This window comes from Paraburkholderia fungorum, assembly GCF_003610895.1.
Taxonomy (GTDB): domain Bacteria; phylum Pseudomonadota; class Gammaproteobacteria; order Burkholderiales; family Burkholderiaceae; genus Paraburkholderia; species Paraburkholderia fungorum_B.
This window is the reverse complement of the sequence record NZ_MCAS01000004.1, coordinates 168,128-189,225: the sequence shown is the minus strand read 5'-3', so window position 1 is coordinate 189,225 and position 21,098 is coordinate 168,128. Positions and strand designations below refer to the sequence as shown.

Below are 21,098 nucleotides of genomic sequence, written 5' to 3'. Positions count from 1 at the left end.
CGATAAATTCGACTATCGATCGACGCAGACCGCATATCAGTCGGCTATGGGCCGCCGCCGTCAAGCCAGCACGTTCGAGAACACCCGATCCGCCAGACGATTGGAATCGGTGCTGCTATTGAGCACGCCCACCGCCTTCAGGTCGTCGGCATAAAGCGAGATTTCCTTCCTGAACGCGTCGCCGACCGGATGATGGCGATCGGTATGGCTCTTGAGCATTGCCGTCAATTGGCCCACGTCGGCCGAGGGCGTATAGACCGAGAAAATCGCCGCCGCATCGGCCGGATGATTGGCAGTCCATTCGGTTGCTTCGAGCAACGCCTGTGTCAACGACTGTGCAGTCGCGCGATCCTTTCGCACCAGCGAACCGCGCACGCCGAGCACGCAGCACGAGCGGTTCTGATACTCGCCGCACAGATTGTTCGACACTTCGATCAGGCGATCGGATTCGCGGATCGTCCAGATGTTCGGGTCGCCGTCCGCGATCGCCTGCACTTCGCCTTTCTTCAGCGCCTCGCCCAGCAGATTCGCCGGATACTGACGCCAGTTCACATCGCGTTCCGGATCGACACCGATCTTCTTCAGCACGATGGCGAAGAAATTCCTGGTGGGACTCGCCATGTCGCTCACGCCAATCGTGCGGCCTTTCAGCCCCGCCACGTCGACGATGCCCGACGCGCGCGTGGCCAGCAAACGCATGCACCCGCCGTGAATCCCGGCAGTCAGTTTCACATCGAAGCCCTGCTCCAGCGGTTTGATCCAGCGTAGCGCCATGCCGACGCCGGCATCGGACTTGCCTGTCGCGATTGCTTCAAGCAACTGGTCCGTCGAGCCCGAAAAATTCACGAGTTCCACCTGCAAACCATGCCGCTCGAAAAAGCCCTGCTTCACCGCCACGGCCACCGGCGCGGTACAGATCGCGCCTGCGTTCCAGGAAAGCTTGAGCGGTTTGAGACCAGCCTGCGGCGTTTGGGCAACGGCTAACGAGCCCGACACACCCAGCCATGCACCGCCGAGCGCCGCGGCACCCGCGGTCCACGCCGTCTTGCGCAACCACGCGCGGCGGCTCGCGCTCAGCGGCGATTCATCGTAGGGATTCATGCTTGACGCTTCCTCAGATCGTTATGGATTATTCGACGCGTTCAGGTTTCGAGTCCGAGCTGGGCGAGCACCTCACGGCGCAGCGCCACCAGTTTCGGATCGTCGCGATGGCGGGGATACGGCGCGTCGTTACGCACTTCGGCGACCACGCGAGCGGGCCGTTCACTGAACACGATCACGCGCCTCGCGAGCAGGAGCGCCTCTTCGACGTCGTGCGTCACCAGCAGCACGGAAAAACGGGCGTCCCGCCAAAGCCGCGCCAGTTCGCCCTGCATGCGGATGCGCGTCAGCGAGTCGAGCTTGCCGAACGGCTCGTCCAGCACCAGCAGCGCCGGATCGTTGACGAGCGCGCGAGCCAGCGCCACCCGCTGCGCCATGCCGCCCGACAATTGATGCGGAAACGCTTCGGCAAACTCACTAAGACCGACCAGCTCCAGCGCGGCCTCGATCCGCTGCAGCGCCCGATCTTCCTGCGCAGCGTGGCGCCGCGCTAAGCCTTTGCGCTGCGCCTGCGGACCGACGCCGACGTTGCCACGCACCGTGCGCCACGGGTACAAGGTCGGGTCCTGGAATACCACCACGCGCGACGGATCGGGGCCCGTGATCGCGGCGCCGTCCGCCTGCACGCTGCCTTGCGTCGGCGCATCGAGTCCCGCCACGAGACGCAGCAAGGTGGACTTCCCACAGCCGCTCGGACCCAGCAGCGCGACGAACTCGCCCGGCTCGACTGTAAAGCTGACGTCCTGCAACACCGGCAAGGCGGCGCCGCGCAGCGCGAACTGATGGCTGACATGACGCACGTCGATGCGCGCGCCATCGCGAGCCGGCGCGACGGCAGCGGTCTGATTCAGTGCTTCGGGTACGGCTACCATTTGAGCAATCCTTTTTGCCAGGCGAGCAAGCGGTCACGCAGGCGGAACAGCAACGTGATCAGACCCGAGCACATGAGCGCCATCACAAGCAGCGCGGCATACATATTCGAATAGGCCGCCCAGCCCTGGGCCCATTGCAGATACCAGCCGAGTCCCGCTTTCACGCCCATCATTTCCGCGACGATCAGGACCGAGAACGATGCGCCAAGCCCCATGAACAGGCCGACAAACACCGACGGCAGCGCCGCCGGAATCGCGACACGCAGAATCAGAAAGGACGGGCGCGCGCCGAGCGTGCGCGCGATGTCGTAATAGGCCGGGTTGACGCCGGCCACACCGGACCAGGTCAGTACCGTAACCGGAAAGGCGGTCGCCAGCGCGATCAGGAACACACTGGCGCTAAAGCTCGACGGAAAGAAGAAGAACGCCAGCGGCAGCCACGCGGTAGCCGGAAGCGGCCCGATCAGACGCAGCACCGGATGAACCCAGTAGCTGACTGCTTGCGACCAGCCAATGCTCACGCCCGTCACGAACCCGGCAGCCGCACCCAACACGTAGCCGTAAGCGAGTAGTCCAAACGAATGCACGACGCTCGAACCGAGCCGTGGGTAGTCTTCGGCATAGACGCCGATCAGCGCTTGCGGCGGCGCGAAGAAGGGCCGCGGCAGCCACTCCAGTTGCGCAGTGACGGCTTCCCACACGCTCACGCCGAGTGCCAGCGCGAGCAGCCACGGCATGGCCGCGAGCCACGCGCGGCTACGTGTGAGTGGCCTCGCCTCGCCGGACGGATTGCGCCATCCGGCGACAGCCGTCGCCGCAGCGAGCCCCGCGAGCACCAGCTTGAGCGCGATGAATTCCTTCGTGTACGGCCAGTCGTCCGCACTCGGCCACCATTCGGTCAGCGCGGCGCTGCCGAGCCACGCCAGCGCCGCAAGGCCGGCAATCCAGATGCTGCGTGAAATTGCGCGCTGTGCCGCGACGCGGCCGACGTCGCCCGGCTCTTCCGCACTGATGGCCGAAGCGCGCGTCGCGATCGATTCGAACTGAGTGGACATGACGGTTCCAGCCTCCTGCCTTGTTGAGCTAATGTGACCGCGTTCCCCTGACTCGCCTCAGGCGACGTCCGCCTTGTCACGTTGCGAAACACGCTGCCACACACGCTGTGCGTAAACCGATTCATCGAAATCAGCGGCGATGTCGCCATGAATACGCGCCTCATGCGCGCCCAGATCGGCGAGAAACAGGTCGCGGCTAATGCGCTGAACCACGGCGGGAATGTCGCGCTTCATGCTCGGCACGTCGCCGACCGGCAATCCGAAGCTGACGAAGGCCGCCGGGTTGTAGACGTGGATATTCTTCAGATAAGGCGCCTCGCCTTCGACCTTTTCGAGGTATTCCAGCGCGGCGCCGAGATACGGATGCGCGCCAAGCGCGTCGTCACTCTCGTTGGCGGCGGGCACGTACTGATCGCGCCACAGGCGGACCTGCCCCGCGATCTGCGCCAACTCCGGGCGCAGCGCGAGATCGATGAGGTAGCCCGTGCCGGCGATGACGAAATCGAATGCCAACGTCTCGCCCGCCACGTCGGTCTCGACGCGTCCGTCCTTGACGTCGGCACGCAACCACTGCGTACCGGGATGCAGATGAAAGTTCGGAAAACGCGTGACGCGCTCCACCGCATCGAGCGGCGGGGTCGAACCGGCTTTGCGGAAACGCCGGGCCTGCGACCAGCGAATCGCGTCCGGCAAATGGAAATAGTTGTCGTACGCACCGGGATAGGCGCGCGCACGCGTCACCGGCACCGATGCAATCCGCTCACGCCGCACGAACAGATGGACCTGCCCTGCTCCGGCTTCGAGCGCCGTTGCTGCCGCATCGAATGCGGAAGCAGCGCCGCCGATCACCGCCACGGATTTGCCGCGCAGCGCGGCGAAATCGATCGCCTCGGAGGTGTGAGCAAGCAGCGTCGGCGGAAGGTTTTTCAGCACAGCAGGAATGTTCGGGCCGCCATTGCCGGCGACCCCATTGCCGAGCACGATCTTGCGGGCGGTCTCCACGACACTGCGAACGGTGCCGCCATCGCGGATTTCCAGATGCAAACGAAAGTGCTCATCCGCAGGCTCGATTCGCACGAGCCGCGTACCGTAGCGAATCGGAATCTCGAGAAAATGCCGGTACCACGCGAGATATTCCGCCCAGCGCGCGCGAGGAATCCGGTCGATCTCCGTGTATGAAGCAGCGCCGTAGCGCGCCTCATACCACGCCTGAAAGCTTAGTCCCGGCAAACCCGCTTCCGGGCCAGCCAAAGACTTCGGTGTGCGCAACTTGTTCATGCGTGCGCGATTCAACCAGACGCCCGCCTGGCCTTCATCGCCAGCGGCGTCGATGACGCTGACCTGACCGATGCCGGCGCGCTTCAGTGCGAAGGCGAACGCCGTACCGGTTTGTCCGCCACCGACAATCACCACGTTATGGTCGATGCCAGCGCGCGGCGGAACCCAGTTATCGGGCGCTGGGCCAATCAGCCGAAGTGTCTCGAGCGCAAGCTGATCGGGGTGCGTGGATTGCGTCATGGTGTCGGGTTCGGCGAGAGGGTTGAATAGCGAACGGATACGCTGAGATCGAATCGCGTGGCCATTGGACGATCAAGTATCACGGCGCTGCCGGCTTCCCCAAACCAACAAATTTCGCTTTGCTTATTTGTATTTCAAGGCGATTCGTCCACTCGCGTGCTTCTTCCAAAACTGCACCACACTAGTGCCGCACGGCCCTATGCCGGCAGCAGGTTCGAACTCCTGCAGATTTTCTTATCAGGAATGATTGGTTGGATTCGAGCGCACGCGAATCTACCGTGTAGTGCCAGCTATTTGCCTCACCCGAGCATTGGCGCCCCACTCCTCTCACTCGACTGGTATTGCCGCATGCGCCATTTTCGTCTGCTGAAATCTTTCGTCGCCATGGCGGTCCTGTCGTTCGCCGCGGTTCACGCGTACGCCGACAAGCCCACCGTGATTCGCATCGGCGTTGCGCAACAAGGCAATGGCGATCCGCCTACCTTTGGCGGTTCGCCGGCCGCGACCGTGCAATTGCAGCAGTCGCTCGAGAAAGAATTCGCCGCCGACGGCATCAAGGTCGAATGGCTGTTCTTCAAAGGCGCCGGCCCCGCAGTGAATGAAGCGATCGCGAACCAGTCGCTCGACTTCGCCTATCAGGGCGATCTGCCCTCGGTGCTCGGCCGTGCCAATGGACTGAAAACACATCTGTTGCTCGCTTCGGGCGTGCGCGTCGGCGTCAAAATCGCTGTGCCAGCAGATTCGGATATTCGCTCGATCAAGGACCTGAAAGGCCGGCGCGTGTCGATCTTTCGCGGCACCAATCTGCAACTCGTCGCGGATAACGCACTCGCCGCCAATCAACTCGACGAGCGGGATCTTCGCGTGATCAATCTCGATTCCGCCAGCTCGCTTGCCGCGCTGGCTTCAAAAGGGATCGATGCATCCTTCAATGATTACCATTTGTACAAGCTACGCGACCAGGGTCTCGCGAAAATCGTCTACGAATCGCAGAACGATGGACCGCAGTTCACCCGCCAGGCGCATCTGCTGGTACTCGACGACTTCGATCGCGCGCATCCGGATATCGTGCAACGCGTCGTCAATGTGGTCGTCAAAGGCGCGCAGTGGTCGTCCGATGAAACGAACCGCGATGCGCTCTTCAAGCTGTGGGCGAAAAGCGGCGTGCCCTATTCCTCATGGCAGGCCGAGTTCGCCAATCAAAGTCTGAAAGACCGCAATTCGCCGTTGATCGACCCGTTTATCGTCGCACGCTATAAGGCGGTCGCAGCGGATGCACTGAAACTCAAACTGATCCGCCAGCCGGTCGAAGTCGACAACTGGTTCGAGACGAAGTATCTCGACAACGCGCTGCGCGCCCAGAAACTCGACCACTACTGGACGCGCTACGACGCCGCCGGTAAACCGCTCAGCTAAACCGGGATCGATCACGATGAGCGACACCGCACTCCAGGCCGACCGCGAGCGGCTCACCCACGCTGCCGCGCTTCGCACGCCGCTCCATCGCAACGCCCAATTGCGCGCGCTGGCGTGGCGTCTTGCACCATGGGTACTGCCCGCTGTGCTGCTTGCCTTGTGGACGGTGGGCTGCGAACGCGGCTGGATCGCGCCGCAAATCCTGCCGCCACCCGAGCGTGTCTTCGACACCTTCGTCGAACTCGCGAAAAGCGGCGATCTGGCCAGCAATACGCTGATCAGTCTGCAGCGCGTCCTGGTGGGCTTCGCTGTGGGCACGCTGCTAGGTTTTGCGCTCGGCGCGGCGCTCGGTTTGTCGCGCAGCTTCGAAGCCTACGTACTGCCGAGCTTCAATGCGCTCGTGCAGATCCCGGTGCTCGGCTGGCTGCCCTTCCTGTTGCTGCTCGTCGGTGTTGGCGAGCCGCTCAAGTACATCCTGATCGCCCATGCCGCGCTCGTTCCCGTGACCTTGAGCACGCTGCAAGGATTCCGTCAGACACCCGCTTCACTCGATGAAGTCGCACGCGTATTCGAGTACAACGGCTGGCAGCGCATCGTCTACCTCGTGCTCCCTGCTGCTGTACCGACGCTCGCCACCGGTGTGCGGCTCGCGTTCACCAAGGCCTGGCTCGCGCTGGTGGTGGTCGAACTCGTGGCCTCTTCCGAAGGACTCGGCTATCTGATCGTCTACGGGCGGCAACTATTTCAGCTCGACCTCGTGATGGCTTCGGTGGTCGTGGTCGGCGCAATCGGCTACGTGATGAATCGTTCGCTCGACGCGCTCGAAGCACGTTTGCGGCGCGGTCAACCATCGGCGTTCCGCGAGTGATGACAGAAACCGCTGTCACGCATCGCCTATGAGGTATCTACGATGAGTCTTGCCATTTTCAGGCGCGCCGCCGGATCGAAGCAACCGGACACCGCGTCTTGCGACTGCGCTAATGTGCCCGCCGCCTTCCAGCGCGCGGCACAGCCGCGCCGGCCGCTGCTTATGCGCGTCAACGAGCGCGTCGACTGGCGCGGCGCGGTCTTGCCGATCGCCGCCATTGCGATCTGGTGGGCCGTCTCGGAGGCGCATCTGATCAAAAGCGGCTTGCTGGTCAGCCCCGCACAGGTGCTGGCCACCGCCTGGCAGCAGATCGTCAGCGGCGCGCTGCTCAAGGCTCTCTCCGCGTCGCTCGCGCGCGAAGCCAGCGGCTTCGTGATCGGCACATTAGGCGGCCTGCTGCTCGGCAGCGTGCTCGGCTTCTCGCGGCTCGCCACACGCATGATCGGCCCAAGCTTCGACACGTTCAAACAGATCTCGCTGTTCGCATGGATTCCGCTGATTTCCGTGTGGTTCGGTCTTGGCGATGCGGCGAAAATCGTGTTCCTCTCGCTCGCGGCCTTGCTGCCGGTTGCCGCGCACACGTGTGACGGCATTCATGCGGTGCCGCGCGCTTATATCGAAGTCGCGCGCGCGTTTCGCTATTCGCGCTGGCAATTGATCCGCGCGGTCATTCTGCCGGCCGCGCTGCCGTCGATCTTCACCGGCATCTATCTCGCGCTGATCTACTCGTGGCTCGCCACACTCGGCGCGGAATATCTGCTGGTGGCCGGTAGCGGAATCGGCAATACGCTGATCGACGGCAGCGAGCAGTTCCGCATGGATCTGGTGCTGTTCGGCGTGATCGTGGTCGGCGTGACCGGTTGGGCGCTGAACGCGCTGGCGCGTGCGGTGGAACGGGCGATCTTCGCGCGCCGTTCGCAGGTGCCCGCGCGATAAACACCGTATTCGAGATTCGCCACGGACACACAGGCCGCCCACAGAAAGAACTCGCACCGAATTTACCCTGAACATCGATCAAGGCCCGCTCATGACTTCTTCCACGCTTGCCGAAAGCATCGACATTCTCCACGTCAGCAAGCGCTATGCGCAGCAAGGCGGCGCACCGCTCGCGGTACTCGACGACATCAGCCTGCGGGTGCGTCCCGGCGAATTCGTCAGCGTGCTCGGATCGAGCGGTTGCGGCAAGTCGACCTTGCTGCGTCTGATCGCGGGCCTCGATACCGATTACTCGGGCGATATCGTCGTGGCCGGAGAAAAGGTACGCGATACATCGCTCGAACGCGGCATCGTGTTTCAGGATCACCGTCTGTTTCCGTGGCTCACGGCGTCACAAAACATTCTCGCCGCGTTGCGTAACGCGCCGCTGTCGGTGCGTGAAAAACGCGAGGCGGTCGCGCAGCACATCGAACTCGTCGGCCTGAACGGCTTCGAAAATGCGTATCCGCATCAGTTGTCGGGCGGGATGGCGCAACGCGTGGCGATCGCGCGCGGCCTCGTGAACCGCCCGCGCGTGCTGTTGCTCGACGAACCGTTCGGCGCGCTCGATGCGCTCACGCGCGGCCGTTTGCAGAACGAATTGCAACGCATCTGGGAACACGAACGCATCACGATGATTCTCGTCACGCATGACGTGGACGAAGCCCTATACCTCGGCGACCGGGTCGTCACGATGGCGCCAAGACCGGGCCGCATCAAACGGATCGTCGATGTGGCGTTGCCGCGTCCGCGCGAGCGTAACGATCCCCGCTTCATTCGTTTGCGCGACGAGGTGCTGGCGGATTTCGCCGAGCACGACGGCGCACGCCGCCAACCTCGTGAGGACGAACCGCCGCACGGCGGCACGCGCATTCCGGCCGCGAGCCCGCCGTTCGCCGAATGGCGGCTCGCGTGGTGAGCTCCGCCGCATCCCCCAACTACAGAAACCCTTCACGGAGCTAACGATGAGCGGTGAGAGTCGGCAAGAGCAGCAACAGCAGCAGAAGCGGCAGATCAAACTGGGCGCCTTCCTGATGGAGACAGGTCACCATATCGCCGCATGGCGGCATCCGGACGCGCACGCGAGCGGTGGACTCGACTTCGCCCACTATGCGGAACTTGCGCAGATCGCGGAACGCGCCAAATTTGACGCTGTGTTTTTCGCCGACAGCGTCAGCGTACGCGATACGAATCTGCCCGCGCTCTCGCGCACAGCGCGCGCCGATCATTTCGAACCATTGACGCTGCTATCCGCGCTTTCGGTCGTGACGAAACATGTCGGCCTGATCGCGACCGTCTCCACGACATTCAACGAACCGTACAACCTCGCGCGCAAATTCGCTTCGCTCGATCATCTGAGCGGTGGACGCTCGGGCTGGAATCTCGTCACGTCGAGCACCGAATCCGAGGCGCTCAACTTCAGTTTCGAACGCCATCCGGAACACGCGGTTCGCTATGAACGCGCGCGCGAATTCTACGATGTGGTGGCCGGCCTGTGGGATAGCTGGGAAGACGACGCGTTTATCCGCGACAAGGCAAGCGGTGTCTATTTCGACCCGGACAAGCTGCACGTACTCGGCCACGCCGGCAAGCACTTCAAGGTGCGCGGACCGCTGAACGTCGCGCGTTCGCCGCAGGGGTGGCCGGTCGTCGTGCAAGCCGGTGCCTCGGAGGCGGGGCGTGAGCTCGCGGCGCAAACCGCGGAGGTGATCTTCGTTGCGCATCAAACGCTCGATGAAGCGCAGTCGTTCTATCGCGACGTCAAGGGGCGCCTCGCGAAATACGGGCGCGCCCCGGACCATCTGAAGATCATGCCGGGCATTTTTCCGATCATCGGCCGCACCCAGGAAGAGGCCGATGCGAAATTCGCGGCGCTGCAGGACCTGATTCATCCAACCGTCGGTCTGTCGCTGCTGTCGAATATGTCGGGCGGCGTGGACCTGTCCCGGTATCCCGTCGACGGCCCGCTGCCCGAATTGCCGGAAACCAACGGCGGCAAAAGCCGCCAACGCCTGCTGTTCGACCTCGCGCGGCGCGAGAACCTGACGATCCGCGATCTGTACCTGCGCATTGCCGGCGCGCGTGGTCATCAACAGGTGGTGGGCACACCGCAAAGCATCGCGGACCAGTTGCAACAGTGGTTCGAAGAAGAAGGCGCCGACGGCTTCAACATCATGTCGCCGTGGCTGCCGGGCGGGCTCACTGAGTTCACCGAACTGGTGGTGCCTGAGTTGCAACGGCGCGGACTTTTTCGCACCGAATACGAGGGGCGCACGCTGCGCGAGAATCTCGGGCTGCCGCGACCTGCCAACCGTTATACCGACGTGGCGAAACAGGTGTCCGCCACGCTCTCTTCCACGAGGAGCTTCGCATGAGCGCAGCCGCATTGCAGGACATTCAGTCGATTCAGGTTACCCCGCTTTCCGCGCATATCGGCGCTGAAATTCACGGTGTCGATCTCACGCAGCAGCTGGACGCGCGCCAGATTGCGGAAATTCGCGCGGCGCTTCTCAAATGGCGCGTCGTGTTCTTTCGCGAGCAGTTCCTGACGCATGAACAGCATGTCGCGTTCTCGGCGCAGTTTGGCGAACTGACCTTGGGACATCCGGTCTTCGGCCACGTCGAAGGTCATCCGGAGGTCTATTCGGTCTCGAAGTACCGCAAAGCCACGCGCTTTGAAGGGCAAACGCTGCAACGCCCCTGGACCGGCTGGCATACGGACGTCACCGCCGCGGTCAATCCACCCTGGGCCTCGATCCTGCGTGGCGTGACGATTCCGCCCTATGGCGGCGATACGCAGTGGACGAACCTCGTGGCTGCCTATCAGAAGCTCTCCGCGCCGTTGCGCGCGTTCGTCGACGGGCTGCGGGGGCTGCATCGTTTCACGCCGCCGGCCGGCGCGAGCGGCACCGAAGCCTTTGTCAAAGCCGTCGAAGAGCGCATTCTCGTTACCGAGCATCCGCTTGTCAGAGTGCATCCGGAAACGGGTGAGCGGGCGCTCTACGTCAGCCCGAGCTTCCTGAAGTCGATCGTCGGCGTGACGCCACGCGAAAGCCAGGCGCTGCTCGAACTGCTCTGGGAACACGTGACGCGGCCGGAATTCACGGTGCGTTTCAAATGGGAAGCCGGCAGCATTGCCTTCTGGGACAACCGCGCGACGGCTCACCTCGCCCCCACCGATATTTTCGATCTCGACTTCGACCGGCAGTTGTATCGCACCACGCTTGTCGGCGACGTGCCTGTCGGCCCGGACGGCGCACCGTCCGTGGCGATCGAAGGCTCACCGGTGAGCGCCGCAGCGGCAGTCGCGTTGAACTGAGTATCACGCCTCCAACTTTCTTTCCAACCGGGTTGCCCGGATCTACCGATGACTCTGCAGGTCTCATCCGTTGTGGCCGCCGAAAGCACGGCGACCACAACGCGCGTCTACCCACCGGCGCACATCATCACCTCCGACGACGAGGCAATCGGCATTGCGCAACATCTCGCCAGCCGCTTCGCCGTCGATGCCGCGCGCCGCGATCGCGAACGCACCTTACCGATCGCAGAACTGGATGCCTGTTCGCAAGCGGGACTTTGGGCGATGACCGTACCCAGGGCCTACGGCGGCGCTCAGGTCTCCTATGTCACGGTCGGGCGCGTGTTCGCGATTCTTGCCGCGGCCGACCCGTCGATCGCGCAAATCCAGCAGAACCATAACAGCGCAGTATTCTGGCTCTGGAAAACCGGCAGCGAACAGCAACGCGCCCATTTTCTCGGTGCGATCCTTCGCGGTGCGCGCTTCGGTAACGCCAACGTCGACGCGGGACCTCAGCCGGTTCCCGGCCCCCGGATGAGCATTACGCCGGAGGGCGAGGGCTACCGCCTGTCTGGCCGCAAGCTTTATGCAACCGGCGCATTGTTTGCGGACTACGTCTCGACAATCGGTCAGGATGAACAGGGCCGCCGCATCGTGGCGATCGTGCCTGCCGGACATCCGGGCATGACCATCGTCGACGACTGGGAGAGTTTCGGCCAGAAGACCACCGCAAGCGGAACAGTCACCTTCGACGACGTATGGGTGCCGGCACTCAACGTCCTGCCGATCTATCAAAGCTACGAAGCGTGGCCGCAAAACGCCATCACGCAGATCAGCCACGTCGGTATCGATGCCGGCATCGCACGTGCGGCAATCGACGCGACGATCGCGTTTATCCGGCAGCGCGCGTCAAACCCGTCCCATCCGCCAACGGGACCGATTCACGCCGATCCGTATGTCATCTTCCAGCTGGGCGAATTGAAGACCCGGCTGCACGCGGCCGAAGCGATGACGGAGCGCGCGGGACGCGAGATCGACTCATACCTCGCCGACCCGCATCCCGATTCGCTGGCGAAGGCCTCGATCGCAGTGGCCGAAGCCAAGGCATTGACGACGGAAATCGCAATCGACGCCAGCAACAAGCTGTTCGAACTGGCGGGCACGCGCGCGACGCATCCGTCATTCAGTCTGGACCGGCATTGGCGCAATGCCCGCGTTCATACGCTGCATGACCCGGTGCGCTGGAAATACGCCGCCGTCGGCGACTTCTATCTCAACGACGTCAAACCACCCAATGGCGGACAGACCTGAACTCGCCGTAGCCGGAAATCCAAAAACCCGTTGCGCGGCATCGCCACGCACAGCCAGACAGAATCCGCGTTACGGCGCACGGCAATCACGCTATAGCACGCATATCGCAGCATCGTTTTTCAGCTCGAATAAATAGCAGAATTCGTTGTTATGCATTGCCAACTCTCGCGTGATCTACTGCAGACACTTAAGTCCTCGCGCCGCGCGCACCCACTGTCGACTCACCCGCGCGCAGCGATTTCCCAAGCCGTTTCGTCAAACACACGCCGCTTCAACCCGGTCGGCACGGATACACACTGTGACTCACTCAACTCTGAGCGCGCCCTCGCTCACGTCGCCCACGTCGACAACCTCTGGCGACACGACGTCTAACGCATCTCCTTTCGTTGCGGTCCGCTCGCCCACCAGTTTCGCGGATAGCCCGGTATCGCGCGCGCTGGAGGAGCCTCTGCTGCTCGGGCTGTTCCTGCCGATTCAGGCAGGCGGCTGGAGCGCTTCGACACTTGCGCGCACCACCGACTGGTCATTCGACTACAACCTGGCACTGGTGCAGAAAGCCGAAGCGCTCGGTTTCGATCTCGTCTTCGCGTTGTCGCAGTGGTTGCCGAAGGGCGGCTACGGCGGCGTATTCAACGGCGAGGCACTCGATTCGTTCATGTCGCTCGCCGCAATGACGGCGCGTACCGAACGCATCATTCTGGTGGCGACCAGCCATGTGCTCTACGGTCCATGGCATCCGTTGCATTTCGCGAAATTCACCGCTACGCTCGATCACATTTCGAAGGGTCGCTGGGGGATCAACGTCGTCACGGGGCATCGCGCTATCGAACATGAGATGTTCGGCTGGCACCGTATCGAACATGACCGGCGTTATGAACTCGCCGCCGAGTTTCTCGACGCCGTGCAGCAACTCTGGGCGCAACCGGAGAACTTCAGCTTCGCGCCCGAGCTTTCTTCGTGGAAGCTGGACAAGGCCTTTGTCACACCGAAACCACGCTATGGGCGTCCCTTGCTGGTGAATGCGACCGGCTCCGATGCCGGCATCGACTTCGCTGCCCGTTACTCGGACATCGTGTTCATCACGAGCCCTGCCGGCTCCGAGATCGAAGGAGCGCTGGCCGCGTTGCCGGCTCACACGGCACGCGTGAAAGCCGCAGCGGCCAGGCACGGCCGCAAGATCCGCACGCTGATCAACCCGATGGTGATCTGCCGCGAAACGGAGGCGGAAGCGCGTGCGTATCGCGACGCGATCGTCGCGCACGGCGACGAAGGCAGTTTCCACCGCTTCGATAGCGACGCCCACGCCTGGCGCGGCAACGCGGAACAGCGCAATCAGGCGGCTGCGCGCGCGGTGGGCGGCAACATCTCCATCGTCGGCTCGCCACAGCAGGTCGCCGACTACATCGTGCGCTTGCACCAGGCCGGCGTCGACGGCGTGCAGTTGAGTTTCTTCGATTTTCAGCCCGATCTTGATTTCTTCGGCGAGCGCGTGCTGCCGCTACTGCGCGAAGCCGGCTTGCGCTACTGATGGCACACAAAACACATAGGTGAACATATGAGCCGACTCTGGTACACGCGCTGCCCCGCTCCCACGCCTTTCGGCATCACGGTGCAAAAAGGCTGGCTGGAAGAAGAATTCGCTGCCGACGGAATCGATGTCAAGGCGCTGCAGGATGCCGACGACGTGCAGATTCGCCGCTCGCATTTCACTCATACGCAGCCATGGTCGTTCCGTCAGGGCGGCAATATTCCCGCGCTTTGGGCACGCGCCCAGGGCAGCGACACCCGCCTGATCGGCGTGAGCTGGGTGGATGAATTCCAGGCGCTGATCACGCTGGATCGGCAACTCGACACGAACCCCGAATCGCTGGCCGGCCGCCGCTTCGGATTTCCGCTCAATACGCGTGCGAGCGTGGTCGACTTTCACCGCACGACCGCCTTGCGCGGTTTTTCATCCTTGCTCGGCGTGCTGGGCGTGCAGCTCGAAGACATCGATCTGGTCGATCTGCCGCACACCCCACGCAGTCTGGAAGACGCCAAACCCGCCGGCGACGCGCCGCTCGCCGATTGGCTCGACGCGCAACGCCCGCACGAATTCGCGCGTGAAGCCGAGGCGCTGCTGCGCGGCGAAGCCGACGTCGTGTTCGTCAAAGGCGCGACCGGCCTCGATATAACGAACCTGCTCAACGCCAGGATTCTCGTCGACATCAGCGCCCAGCCCAATCGCGCATTGCACGCGAATAACGGCACGCCGCGTCCGCTGACCGTGGATGCGCAACTGCTGCGCGAGCGCCCCGATCTGGTCGAACGCGTATTGGCGCGCACGCTCGACACCGGCGACTGGGCCGCCCGCCACGCGACGGAGGTCACGCAGTACGTTGCGCGCGAAACGCGCAGCGCCGAGCATTGGGTTGAGCGCGCGTACCCGGGCGGCCTGCATCGGCAACTGGCGATCGGCCTCGATCCTCATGCGCTTGCCGCCCTCGCCGACTTCAAACGTTTTCTGTTCACATGGGGCTTCATTCCAGCGGACTTCGATTTCGACGCGTGGGTGGACCCCACGCCCCTTCATGCAGCGCTCGCGCGACGGCAGGCACTCACGTCTTCGGTCTGAGTCCGGTTTGCGTCCGTTTTGCGTTCGTTTTGCGCCCCTCTCCTTTTCTCGCTCGACCCAACGATGGCACATGTCACATCGCAGGCGGCGCCATGCCGCCGCGGCAAGCCCCTGTTCAACCGCGCACTTGGATGGATGCTCACGCTCGCCTTCGCGCTATCGGGCCCGCTTTCGCACGCGCAAACCCGGGGCGGCACGCTCAACTTCATTGTCACACCGGAGCCGACCGCCCTCGTCGATCTGGCCACCACCGCGACCAACGTGCTGAAAGTCAGCCCGAAGGTTGTGGAAGGATTGCTCGAGTACGACTTCAAGTTCCAGCCCAAGCCGTCGCTCGCCACGTCGTGGGAAGTCAGCGACGATAGCCGCAAATACGTTTTCCATCTGCGCCATGGCGTGAAATGGCACGACGGCAAGCCCTTCACGTCCGCCGACGTCGCGTATTCGATCCAGACGCTCAGGCAGGTCCATCCGCGTGCGAAGACCACCTTCGCCAACGTCACCGACGTCGCGACGCCGGACCCCTACACCGTCGTCATTACGCTGTCGAAACCGGCGCCGTATCTGATCAAGGCGTTTTCCTCGTCGGAAACGCCAATCGTGCCGAAGCACATCTACGACGGCACGGACGTCCTGACCAATCCCGCCAATAACGCGCCGATCGGCACCGGGCCGTTTCGTTTCGTCAAATGGGTACGTGGGAGCTATATCGAGTACGTGCGTAACGACGACTACTGGGACACAGGCAAGCCGTGGCTCGACCGCATTGTCGTCAAGGTGATCAACGACCCCGCCGCCCGCACGGTTGCATTCGAAGACGGCTCGGTGGATCTGAGCGGCGATTCGCCGGTCCCGCTGTCCGATCTCGAACGCCTGAAAGGCAACCCGAAGCTCGGGCTGGAGACACGCGGCTACGAATTTCAGGCAGGCGTGGCGCGCATCGAGTTCAACCTCGACAACCCGGTGCTGAAGAATCCCAAGGTACGTCAGGCGATTGCATCGGCGCTGGATCGCGAAGTGATCCGCAAGGTGATCTACTACGGCTACGCGACGCCGCTCGCAAGCCCGATCATTCCGTCGAGTCCCTATTACGATCCCGCGCCTACGCCTTATCCGTTCAACGTGGAGCACGCCAACGCGCTGCTCGACGAAGCCGGCTATCCGCGCAAGGCAGACGGCACACGGTTCGCCCTGACGGTCGATCCGTTGCCGATCGGCGACCTGCCCGCCCGCACCGCCGCTTACGTCAAATCGGCATTGGCGCGCGTCGGCATTACCGTCACCGTGCGCAGCCAGGACCTGCCCGCGTACCTGAAGCGTATCTATACCGACCGCGATTTCGATTTCAGCATCAACGGGATGAGCAATCTGTTCGATCCGGTGGTCGGCGTGGCCCGTCTATACACGAGCAACAATTTCCGGCGTGGCGTGCCCTTTACCAATGGCTCGCATTACAGCAATCCGGAGATCGATCAGCTGTTCGCTCAGGTGGCCGAAGAAACCGATGAAGCGAAGCGCAAGCAACTGTTCTCGCAGATTCAACGCATTCTCGAACGTGATCTGCCGGACATCAATCTCGTGTCGCCTCAGTACCTGACCGTCTATTCGCGTGCGGTGCATAACCACACGACCTCGCCCGACGGTGTTTCGGCCAGTTTCACCGACGTCTGGCTGCAACGCTAAGCCTCTTTCGACTCACATTCTCACGGAATCCCACTCATATGGAATACAGACAACTCGGCCGCAGCGGTATCAAGGTCTCGACCCTGACGCTCGGCACGATGATGTTCGGCGGCCCGACCGACGAAGCCACTTCGGCCCGCATCATCGATCAGGCTCACGAGCAAGGCGTCAATTCGATCGATACCGCGGACGTCTACGGCAAAGGCGAATCCGAGCGCGTTGTCGGCCGCAGCATCGCCGCGCAGCGCGAGCGCTGGGTGCTCGCCACCAAGTTCGCCAATCCGCTCGATAGCGGCGACATCAACGCACGTGGTGCATCGCGCAAACATATCGTGCGTGCGGTCGACGCCAGCCTGAAACGCCTGAATACCGACTACATCGATCTGCTCTACATTCATCGCGAAGATCACGAGACGCCGGTCGAGGAAACCGTGCGCGCGCTCAACGCGCTGATCCAGGCAGGCAAACTGCGCTACTACGGGCTATCGAACCATCGCGCGTGGAGAATAGCCGAGTTCAGCCATACCGCTGAGGCGCTCGGACTCGATGGACCCGTGGCAAGCCAGCCGCTCTACAACATCGCCAATCGCCAGGCCGAAGCCGAACAGTTGACGGCCGCGCATCGCTACGGGCTCGGCGTGATTTCGTACAGCCCACTGGCACGCGGTGTGCTGACCGGCAAGTATGAGCCAGGCGCGACGCCCGCTTCAGACACCCGCGCGGGCCGCAGCGACCGGCGCCTGCAGCAGACCGAATGGCGTCCCGAATCGCTCGAACTCGCGCGGCGTGTACGCGAGCATGCCGAAGCGCGGGGACTTTCCGCAGGGCAATTCGCGCTCGCCTGGGTGCTCAATAGCCGCTACGTCAGCTCCACAATCGCCGGTCCGCGTACTGAAGCGCAATGGCAGGACTATCTGCCGGCGCTGCGCTATCGGCTGACGCCTGAAGACGAAGCGTTCGTCGACTCGCTCGTCACGAGCGGGCATCCGTCGACGCCGGGTTTCAACGATCCGGGTCATCCTTTCTTTGGGCGGATTGCGCGGCACGGGGCGTCCGAAGACGCGCTGGCCGCCATTCAGCAGGGGTAGCCCATGAGCTTCGACCGTCGCCAATTCCTGCATACCTCGCTGGCCTTTCTTTCCGCCGGCACGACGGCGGCCTGGCCAGCGCTTGCCAATGCGGCCGCGGCCACCACGGCAGCGTCGGCCGGCCAGAGCGCCACGCCGTCCCCGGGCGGCACCCTCACCTATGCGGTGCCACAGGAGCCGCCGTCGCTGATATCCCTGCTCGACACCAACACGGTGATCCGCAACATCAGCGCCAAAATCACCGAGGGGCTGCTGCGCTATGACGCGCAGTTCAGGCCGCAGCCGCTACTCGCGATCGCATGGAGCACCAGCGCCGACGGCCTTCAGTACACCTTCAAACTGCGGCCGGGCGTGAGATGGCACGACGGCGAGAACTTCACCTCGGCCGACGTGCGCTACTCGATCCTCACGCAAAAGCGCCTCGGACCGCGCGGACGCATCACCCTCGCCAATGTGGAGCGGGTCGATACACCCGATCCGCTGACGGCCGTCGTGGTGCTCGGCAAGCCCACGCCCTATCTGATCAAGGCGCTCTCGTCGGCGGAATTGCCGATCGTGCCGCAACACCGCTACGGCGACGGCGATCCGCTGACAAGCCCGAATCTCACCGCGCCGATCGGCACCGGCCCCTTCATCTTCGACAAATGGGTGCGCGGCAGCTACCTGAGTCTGCGCAGGAATCCGAATTACTGGCGCCCGGGCAAACCGCTCCTCGACCGTGTGATCTACCGGATCGTGCCCGATCAGGGTGCCATTTCCGCCGCGCTCGAAACAGGCGAAGTCGACGCCGCAACGGGCGTCGGGCTAGCCGACCTTGGCCGGCTCGCGAAACTGCCGCAGCTGAGAATCGACGATAGCTATGATGCGTACCTGAATAACGCGGCTTTCCTCGAATTCAACGTGGAAAACCCGATACTCGCGAAGCCTGAAGTACGTAAGGCCATCGCGCACGCGATCGACCGCAATTTCATCAAGGACAACGTCTTCTACAAGCGCTCGAACGTGGTCGATTCGCCCGTGCCCGCCGTGCTGGCGAGCTACTACGACGACAGCACGTTCCGCTATCCCTTCGACCTGAGCACCGCGAACCGCCTGCTCGACGAAGCAGGTTATCCGAAACAGGCCGACGGGCAACGCTTCGCGCTCAGGATCAACTACATCACCGGCGCCGATTTCCGGCGCACCGCCGAGTACCTGCGCGCGGCGCTAACGCGCGTCGGCGTCAAGGCGACGATTCTGGACGGCGACCTGCCGACCTATCTGCGCCGGGCTTACACGGCGCGCGAGTTTGATCTGAACCTGAATGGGCTAGGCCGTCTTTACGACCCGACCGTCGGCGTGCAACGCATCTACTGGTCGGACGGCGTCAAGCATCCGCTCATCTGGATCAACGCGTCGCACTATCAGAATCCGCAAGTCGACGATTTGTTTCGCGAGGCCGCCATCGAAACCGACGAGACGCGCCGCGCGGCCGCGTTCCGTCAGATCCAGCAGATTGTGGGCCGCGACCTGCCGGTGCTGCCGCTCGTCACGGTGCCCGCGGTGCAGGTTTATCACGCAAGGGTGCACAACCTGACCAACAGCATCGATCTCATCGCCGGGGATTTGTCCGACACGTGGATCGAACCCAAAACCTGACACGTCGAAACGAGACCCGCCAATCATGACCGCCCATCAACTGGATGATCCGAAGTCCGCCGTTCTCAACGCACTGACTTTCGCCAGCGCAGGAGAGCAGGCACAAGCCCTCGCCGATGGCCGCGTTTCAGCGGTCGAACTGCTGGAACACAGCCTCGCGCGCATTGCCCGCTTCGACAGCGAGCTGAACGCCGTGGTCGCGCACGACCACGAAGCGGCGCGCGCCGCGGCTCGCGAGGCCGATGCCGCGTTGGCGCGCGGCGAACGGCGCCCATTGCTCGGCGTACCGGTTACGGTGAAAGAGTCGTTCGATGTGACGGGACTCGTCACCAGCGTCGGCAACCCTGCTTTCGCGGCGAATCGCGCCGAACGCGATTCGCTTGCGGTCGCCGCGCTGCGTGAAGCTGGTGCGGTGATCATCGGCAAGACCAACGTGCCCATCAGTCTGACCGACCTGCAAAGCTACAACGCGGTCTACGGCCTGACGCGCAATCCATGGGATCTGGACCGCACGCCGGGTGGTTCGTCGGGTGGCTCTTCGGCGGCGCTTGCCGCAGGCTACGTCGCGCTGGAGCTCGGCTCCGACATTGGCGGCTCGATTCGCATTCCTGCGCACTTTACCGGCGTCTACGGTCACAAGCCCAGTTACGGCCTCATCTCGCTCAAGGGCGCGGGTGCGCCGCCGGGACGCTTTTCCGCCCGCGATCTGAGCGTGGCGGGTCCATTGGCGCGCAGTGCGAGTGACCTGGAACTCGCACTGGATCTACTGCTCAATCGCGATCCGTTGACAGCCAAAGCGTGGCGCGTGAGCTTGCCGCCCGCACGCCATGCCCAGCTCGCCGATTTTCGCGTGCTGGTGATCGACACATGGCCCGGTACGGAACGCAGCCTGTCGGAACGCCTCGTGACCGAGCGTGTGGTCGAACGTCTGCGCACCCAGGGCGCGCAGGTAAGCCGCCCCGCCGACCTGCCCGCCGGTCTGCTGCCCGATCTGGCCCGCGCGCACCCGTTGTACCGGACGCTGCTGGGTTCGTCGCTCGCCGAGCCGCCGGCTCCAGGCGAAACAGCCCGGCAACGGCTCGCCCAACTCGCCGCGGACGACGACAGCGCCGATGCCGCCTGGCTGCGCGCGCCCACACTCGCGCACCGCGACTGGCTCAAAGCCGACGAACGACGCCATGCCTTGCGTCATGAATGGGAACGGCTTTTCGAATCGTTCGACGTGGTCGTGACGCCGGTCGCGCCGGTGCCCGCGTTTCGCCACAACCATGAAGAGCCGAAAGACGCGCGAACCTATCCGGTGGCCTACGAAGACGGTGTGCGCCAGGTGCGTTTCCTCGACTTCTTCTATTGGGCAGGTCTGCCCGTGTTGCCCGGCTTGCCGGCCACCAGTTTCCCGCTCGGTCTCGACGACGACGGCTTGCCGGTCAGCGCACAAGCGGTCGGCCCGTGGCTCGAGGACCGTACGCCGATTGCCTTCGCGCGCCTGCTGGAGCAAGCGTACGGCGGCTTTCTCGTGCCACCCGGTTATGAAGCGGGCGCAAAAGCGGGCGCGGTCCGATAAGCGAGGGCGGCATCTGCCGCGCTGCCCGGCGCCTCTTGCACAGCCCCTTGCACGGCCTCTTGCACGGCCTTTTGTGGCCTCTCGCGGCCACTTGCAG

At 63.4% G+C, this 21,098-nt stretch carries 17 protein-coding genes; 13 read left to right on the top strand and 4 right to left on the bottom strand.

Features of this window, described 5'->3' with window-relative positions:
- Positions 1 to 60: 60 nt before the first annotated feature.
- From BCY88_RS05940 to BCY88_RS05925, 4 genes are read right to left on the bottom strand one after another with little or no spacing between them, the layout of a single operon-like run.
- Positions 61 to 1,101 (bottom strand): ABC transporter substrate-binding protein, encoded by a 1,041-nt coding sequence (locus BCY88_RS05940; RefSeq protein WP_120343371.1) that lies wholly within the window; start codon positions 1,099 to 1,101, stop codon positions 61 to 63.
- 41 nt (positions 1,102 to 1,142) lie between these two features.
- Positions 1,143 to 1,973, bottom strand: a complete 831-nt coding sequence (locus BCY88_RS05935) for an ABC transporter ATP-binding protein (protein ID WP_120343370.1) — start codon at positions 1,971 to 1,973, stop codon at positions 1,143 to 1,145.
- Entirely contained in the window at positions 1,967 to 3,028 is a 1,062-nt protein-coding gene (locus BCY88_RS05930; protein WP_120343369.1) for an ABC transporter permease, read from the bottom strand. Before BCY88_RS05930 ends, BCY88_RS05935 begins: the two co-directional genes overlap by 7 nt.
- A gap of 57 nt (positions 3,029 to 3,085) precedes the next feature.
- Positions 3,086 to 4,546 carry a SidA/IucD/PvdA family monooxygenase gene (locus BCY88_RS05925; RefSeq protein ID WP_120343368.1) on the bottom strand — a complete coding sequence of 487 codons (1,461 nt, stop codon included), beginning with the start codon at positions 4,544 to 4,546 and terminating at the stop codon, positions 3,086 to 3,088.
- Positions 4,547 to 4,894: 348 nt separating this feature from the next.
- Here BCY88_RS05925 and BCY88_RS05920 point away from each other — a divergent pair, with 348 nt between their 5' ends.
- From BCY88_RS05920 to BCY88_RS05860, 13 genes are all read left to right on the top strand, one after another.
- Positions 4,895 to 5,962, top strand: a complete 1,068-nt coding sequence (locus BCY88_RS05920; RefSeq protein WP_120343367.1) for an ABC transporter substrate-binding protein — start codon at positions 4,895 to 4,897, stop codon at positions 5,960 to 5,962.
- A 16-nt stretch (positions 5,963 to 5,978) separates the two neighbouring features.
- Positions 5,979 to 6,830 carry an ABC transporter permease gene (locus BCY88_RS05915; protein ID WP_120343366.1) on the top strand — a complete coding sequence of 284 codons (852 nt, stop codon included), beginning with the start codon at positions 5,979 to 5,981 and terminating at the stop codon, positions 6,828 to 6,830.
- Positions 6,831 to 6,992: 162 nt separating this feature from the next.
- Positions 6,993 to 7,766 carry an ABC transporter permease gene (locus BCY88_RS05910; protein WP_120343424.1) on the top strand — a complete coding sequence of 258 codons (774 nt, stop codon included), beginning with the start codon at positions 6,993 to 6,995 and terminating at the stop codon, positions 7,764 to 7,766.
- A 91-nt stretch (positions 7,767 to 7,857) separates the two neighbouring features.
- Complete coding sequence (locus BCY88_RS05905; protein ID WP_120343365.1) at positions 7,858 to 8,724, top strand: ABC transporter ATP-binding protein; 867 nt, start codon at positions 7,858 to 7,860, stop codon at positions 8,722 to 8,724.
- 46 nt (positions 8,725 to 8,770) lie between these two features.
- Positions 8,771 to 10,180, top strand: coding sequence for an LLM class flavin-dependent oxidoreductase (locus BCY88_RS05900; protein WP_120343364.1), 1,410 nt, complete (start codon positions 8,771 to 8,773; stop codon positions 10,178 to 10,180).
- A complete protein-coding gene (locus tag BCY88_RS05895) occupies positions 10,177 to 11,124 on the top strand; it encodes a TauD/TfdA dioxygenase family protein (protein ID WP_120343363.1) in 948 nt (315 codons plus the stop codon). The genes BCY88_RS05900 and BCY88_RS05895 overlap by 4 nt, the downstream gene beginning before the upstream one ends.
- A gap of 48 nt (positions 11,125 to 11,172) precedes the next feature.
- Entirely contained in the window at positions 11,173 to 12,414 is a 1,242-nt protein-coding gene (locus BCY88_RS05890; protein ID WP_120343362.1) for an SfnB family sulfur acquisition oxidoreductase, read from the top strand.
- A 313-nt stretch (positions 12,415 to 12,727) separates the two neighbouring features.
- Positions 12,728 to 13,942, top strand: a complete 1,215-nt coding sequence (locus BCY88_RS05885) for an LLM class flavin-dependent oxidoreductase (RefSeq protein ID WP_120343423.1) — start codon at positions 12,728 to 12,730, stop codon at positions 13,940 to 13,942.
- 27 nt (positions 13,943 to 13,969) lie between these two features.
- Complete coding sequence (locus BCY88_RS05880; protein WP_120343361.1) at positions 13,970 to 15,028, top strand: ABC transporter substrate-binding protein; 1,059 nt, start codon at positions 13,970 to 13,972, stop codon at positions 15,026 to 15,028.
- Positions 15,029 to 15,091: 63 nt separating this feature from the next.
- The gene (locus BCY88_RS05875) at positions 15,092 to 16,711 is read left to right on the top strand and encodes an ABC transporter substrate-binding protein (protein WP_120343360.1); all 1,620 of its coding nucleotides are present in this window, start codon (positions 15,092 to 15,094) and stop codon (positions 16,709 to 16,711) included.
- Positions 16,712 to 16,749: 38 nt separating this feature from the next.
- Positions 16,750 to 17,799 (top strand): aldo/keto reductase, encoded by a 1,050-nt coding sequence (locus BCY88_RS05870; protein WP_120343359.1) that lies wholly within the window; start codon positions 16,750 to 16,752, stop codon positions 17,797 to 17,799.
- A gap of 3 nt (positions 17,800 to 17,802) precedes the next feature.
- Positions 17,803 to 19,437, top strand: a complete 1,635-nt coding sequence (locus tag BCY88_RS05865) for an ABC transporter substrate-binding protein (RefSeq protein ID WP_120343358.1) — start codon at positions 17,803 to 17,805, stop codon at positions 19,435 to 19,437.
- 25 nt (positions 19,438 to 19,462) lie between these two features.
- Positions 19,463 to 21,001 carry an amidase gene (locus BCY88_RS05860; RefSeq protein WP_120343357.1) on the top strand — a complete coding sequence of 513 codons (1,539 nt, stop codon included), beginning with the start codon at positions 19,463 to 19,465 and terminating at the stop codon, positions 20,999 to 21,001.
- Positions 21,002 to 21,098 lie beyond the last annotated feature (97 nt).

Excerpts from the sequence above, each read along its gene's own strand:
- BCY88_RS05860 (WP_120343357.1), top strand. The coding sequence starts at position 19,463 with ATGACCGCCCATCAACTGGATGATCCGAAGTCCGCCGTTCTCAACGCA.
- BCY88_RS05890 (WP_120343362.1), top strand. The coding sequence starts at position 11,173 with ATGACTCTGCAGGTCTCATCCGTTGTGGCCGCCGAAAGCACGGCGACC.
- BCY88_RS05905 (WP_120343365.1), top strand. The coding sequence starts at position 7,858 with ATGACTTCTTCCACGCTTGCCGAAAGCATCGACATTCTCCACGTCAGC.
- BCY88_RS05900 (WP_120343364.1), top strand. The coding sequence starts at position 8,771 with ATGAGCGGTGAGAGTCGGCAAGAGCAGCAACAGCAGCAGAAGCGGCAG.
- BCY88_RS05915 (WP_120343366.1), top strand. The coding sequence starts at position 5,979 with ATGAGCGACACCGCACTCCAGGCCGACCGCGAGCGGCTCACCCACGCT.
- BCY88_RS05895 (WP_120343363.1), top strand. The coding sequence starts at position 10,177 with ATGAGCGCAGCCGCATTGCAGGACATTCAGTCGATTCAGGTTACCCCG.
- BCY88_RS05875 (WP_120343360.1), top strand. The coding sequence starts at position 15,092 with ATGGCACATGTCACATCGCAGGCGGCGCCATGCCGCCGCGGCAAGCCC.
- BCY88_RS05870 (WP_120343359.1), top strand. The coding sequence starts at position 16,750 with ATGGAATACAGACAACTCGGCCGCAGCGGTATCAAGGTCTCGACCCTG.
- BCY88_RS05930 (WP_120343369.1), bottom strand. The coding sequence starts at position 3,028 with ATGTCCACTCAGTTCGAATCGATCGCGACGCGCGCTTCGGCCATCAGT.
- BCY88_RS05910 (WP_120343424.1), top strand. The coding sequence starts at position 6,993 with ATGCGCGTCAACGAGCGCGTCGACTGGCGCGGCGCGGTCTTGCCGATC.
- BCY88_RS05865 (WP_120343358.1), top strand. The coding sequence starts at position 17,803 with ATGAGCTTCGACCGTCGCCAATTCCTGCATACCTCGCTGGCCTTTCTT.
- BCY88_RS05920 (WP_120343367.1), top strand. The coding sequence starts at position 4,895 with ATGCGCCATTTTCGTCTGCTGAAATCTTTCGTCGCCATGGCGGTCCTG.
- BCY88_RS05935 (WP_120343370.1), bottom strand. The coding sequence starts at position 1,973 with ATGGTAGCCGTACCCGAAGCACTGAATCAGACCGCTGCCGTCGCGCCG.
- BCY88_RS05925 (WP_120343368.1), bottom strand. The coding sequence starts at position 4,546 with ATGACGCAATCCACGCACCCCGATCAGCTTGCGCTCGAGACACTTCGG.
- BCY88_RS05940 (WP_120343371.1), bottom strand. The coding sequence starts at position 1,101 with ATGAATCCCTACGATGAATCGCCGCTGAGCGCGAGCCGCCGCGCGTGG.
- BCY88_RS05880 (WP_120343361.1), top strand. The coding sequence starts at position 13,970 with ATGAGCCGACTCTGGTACACGCGCTGCCCCGCTCCCACGCCTTTCGGC.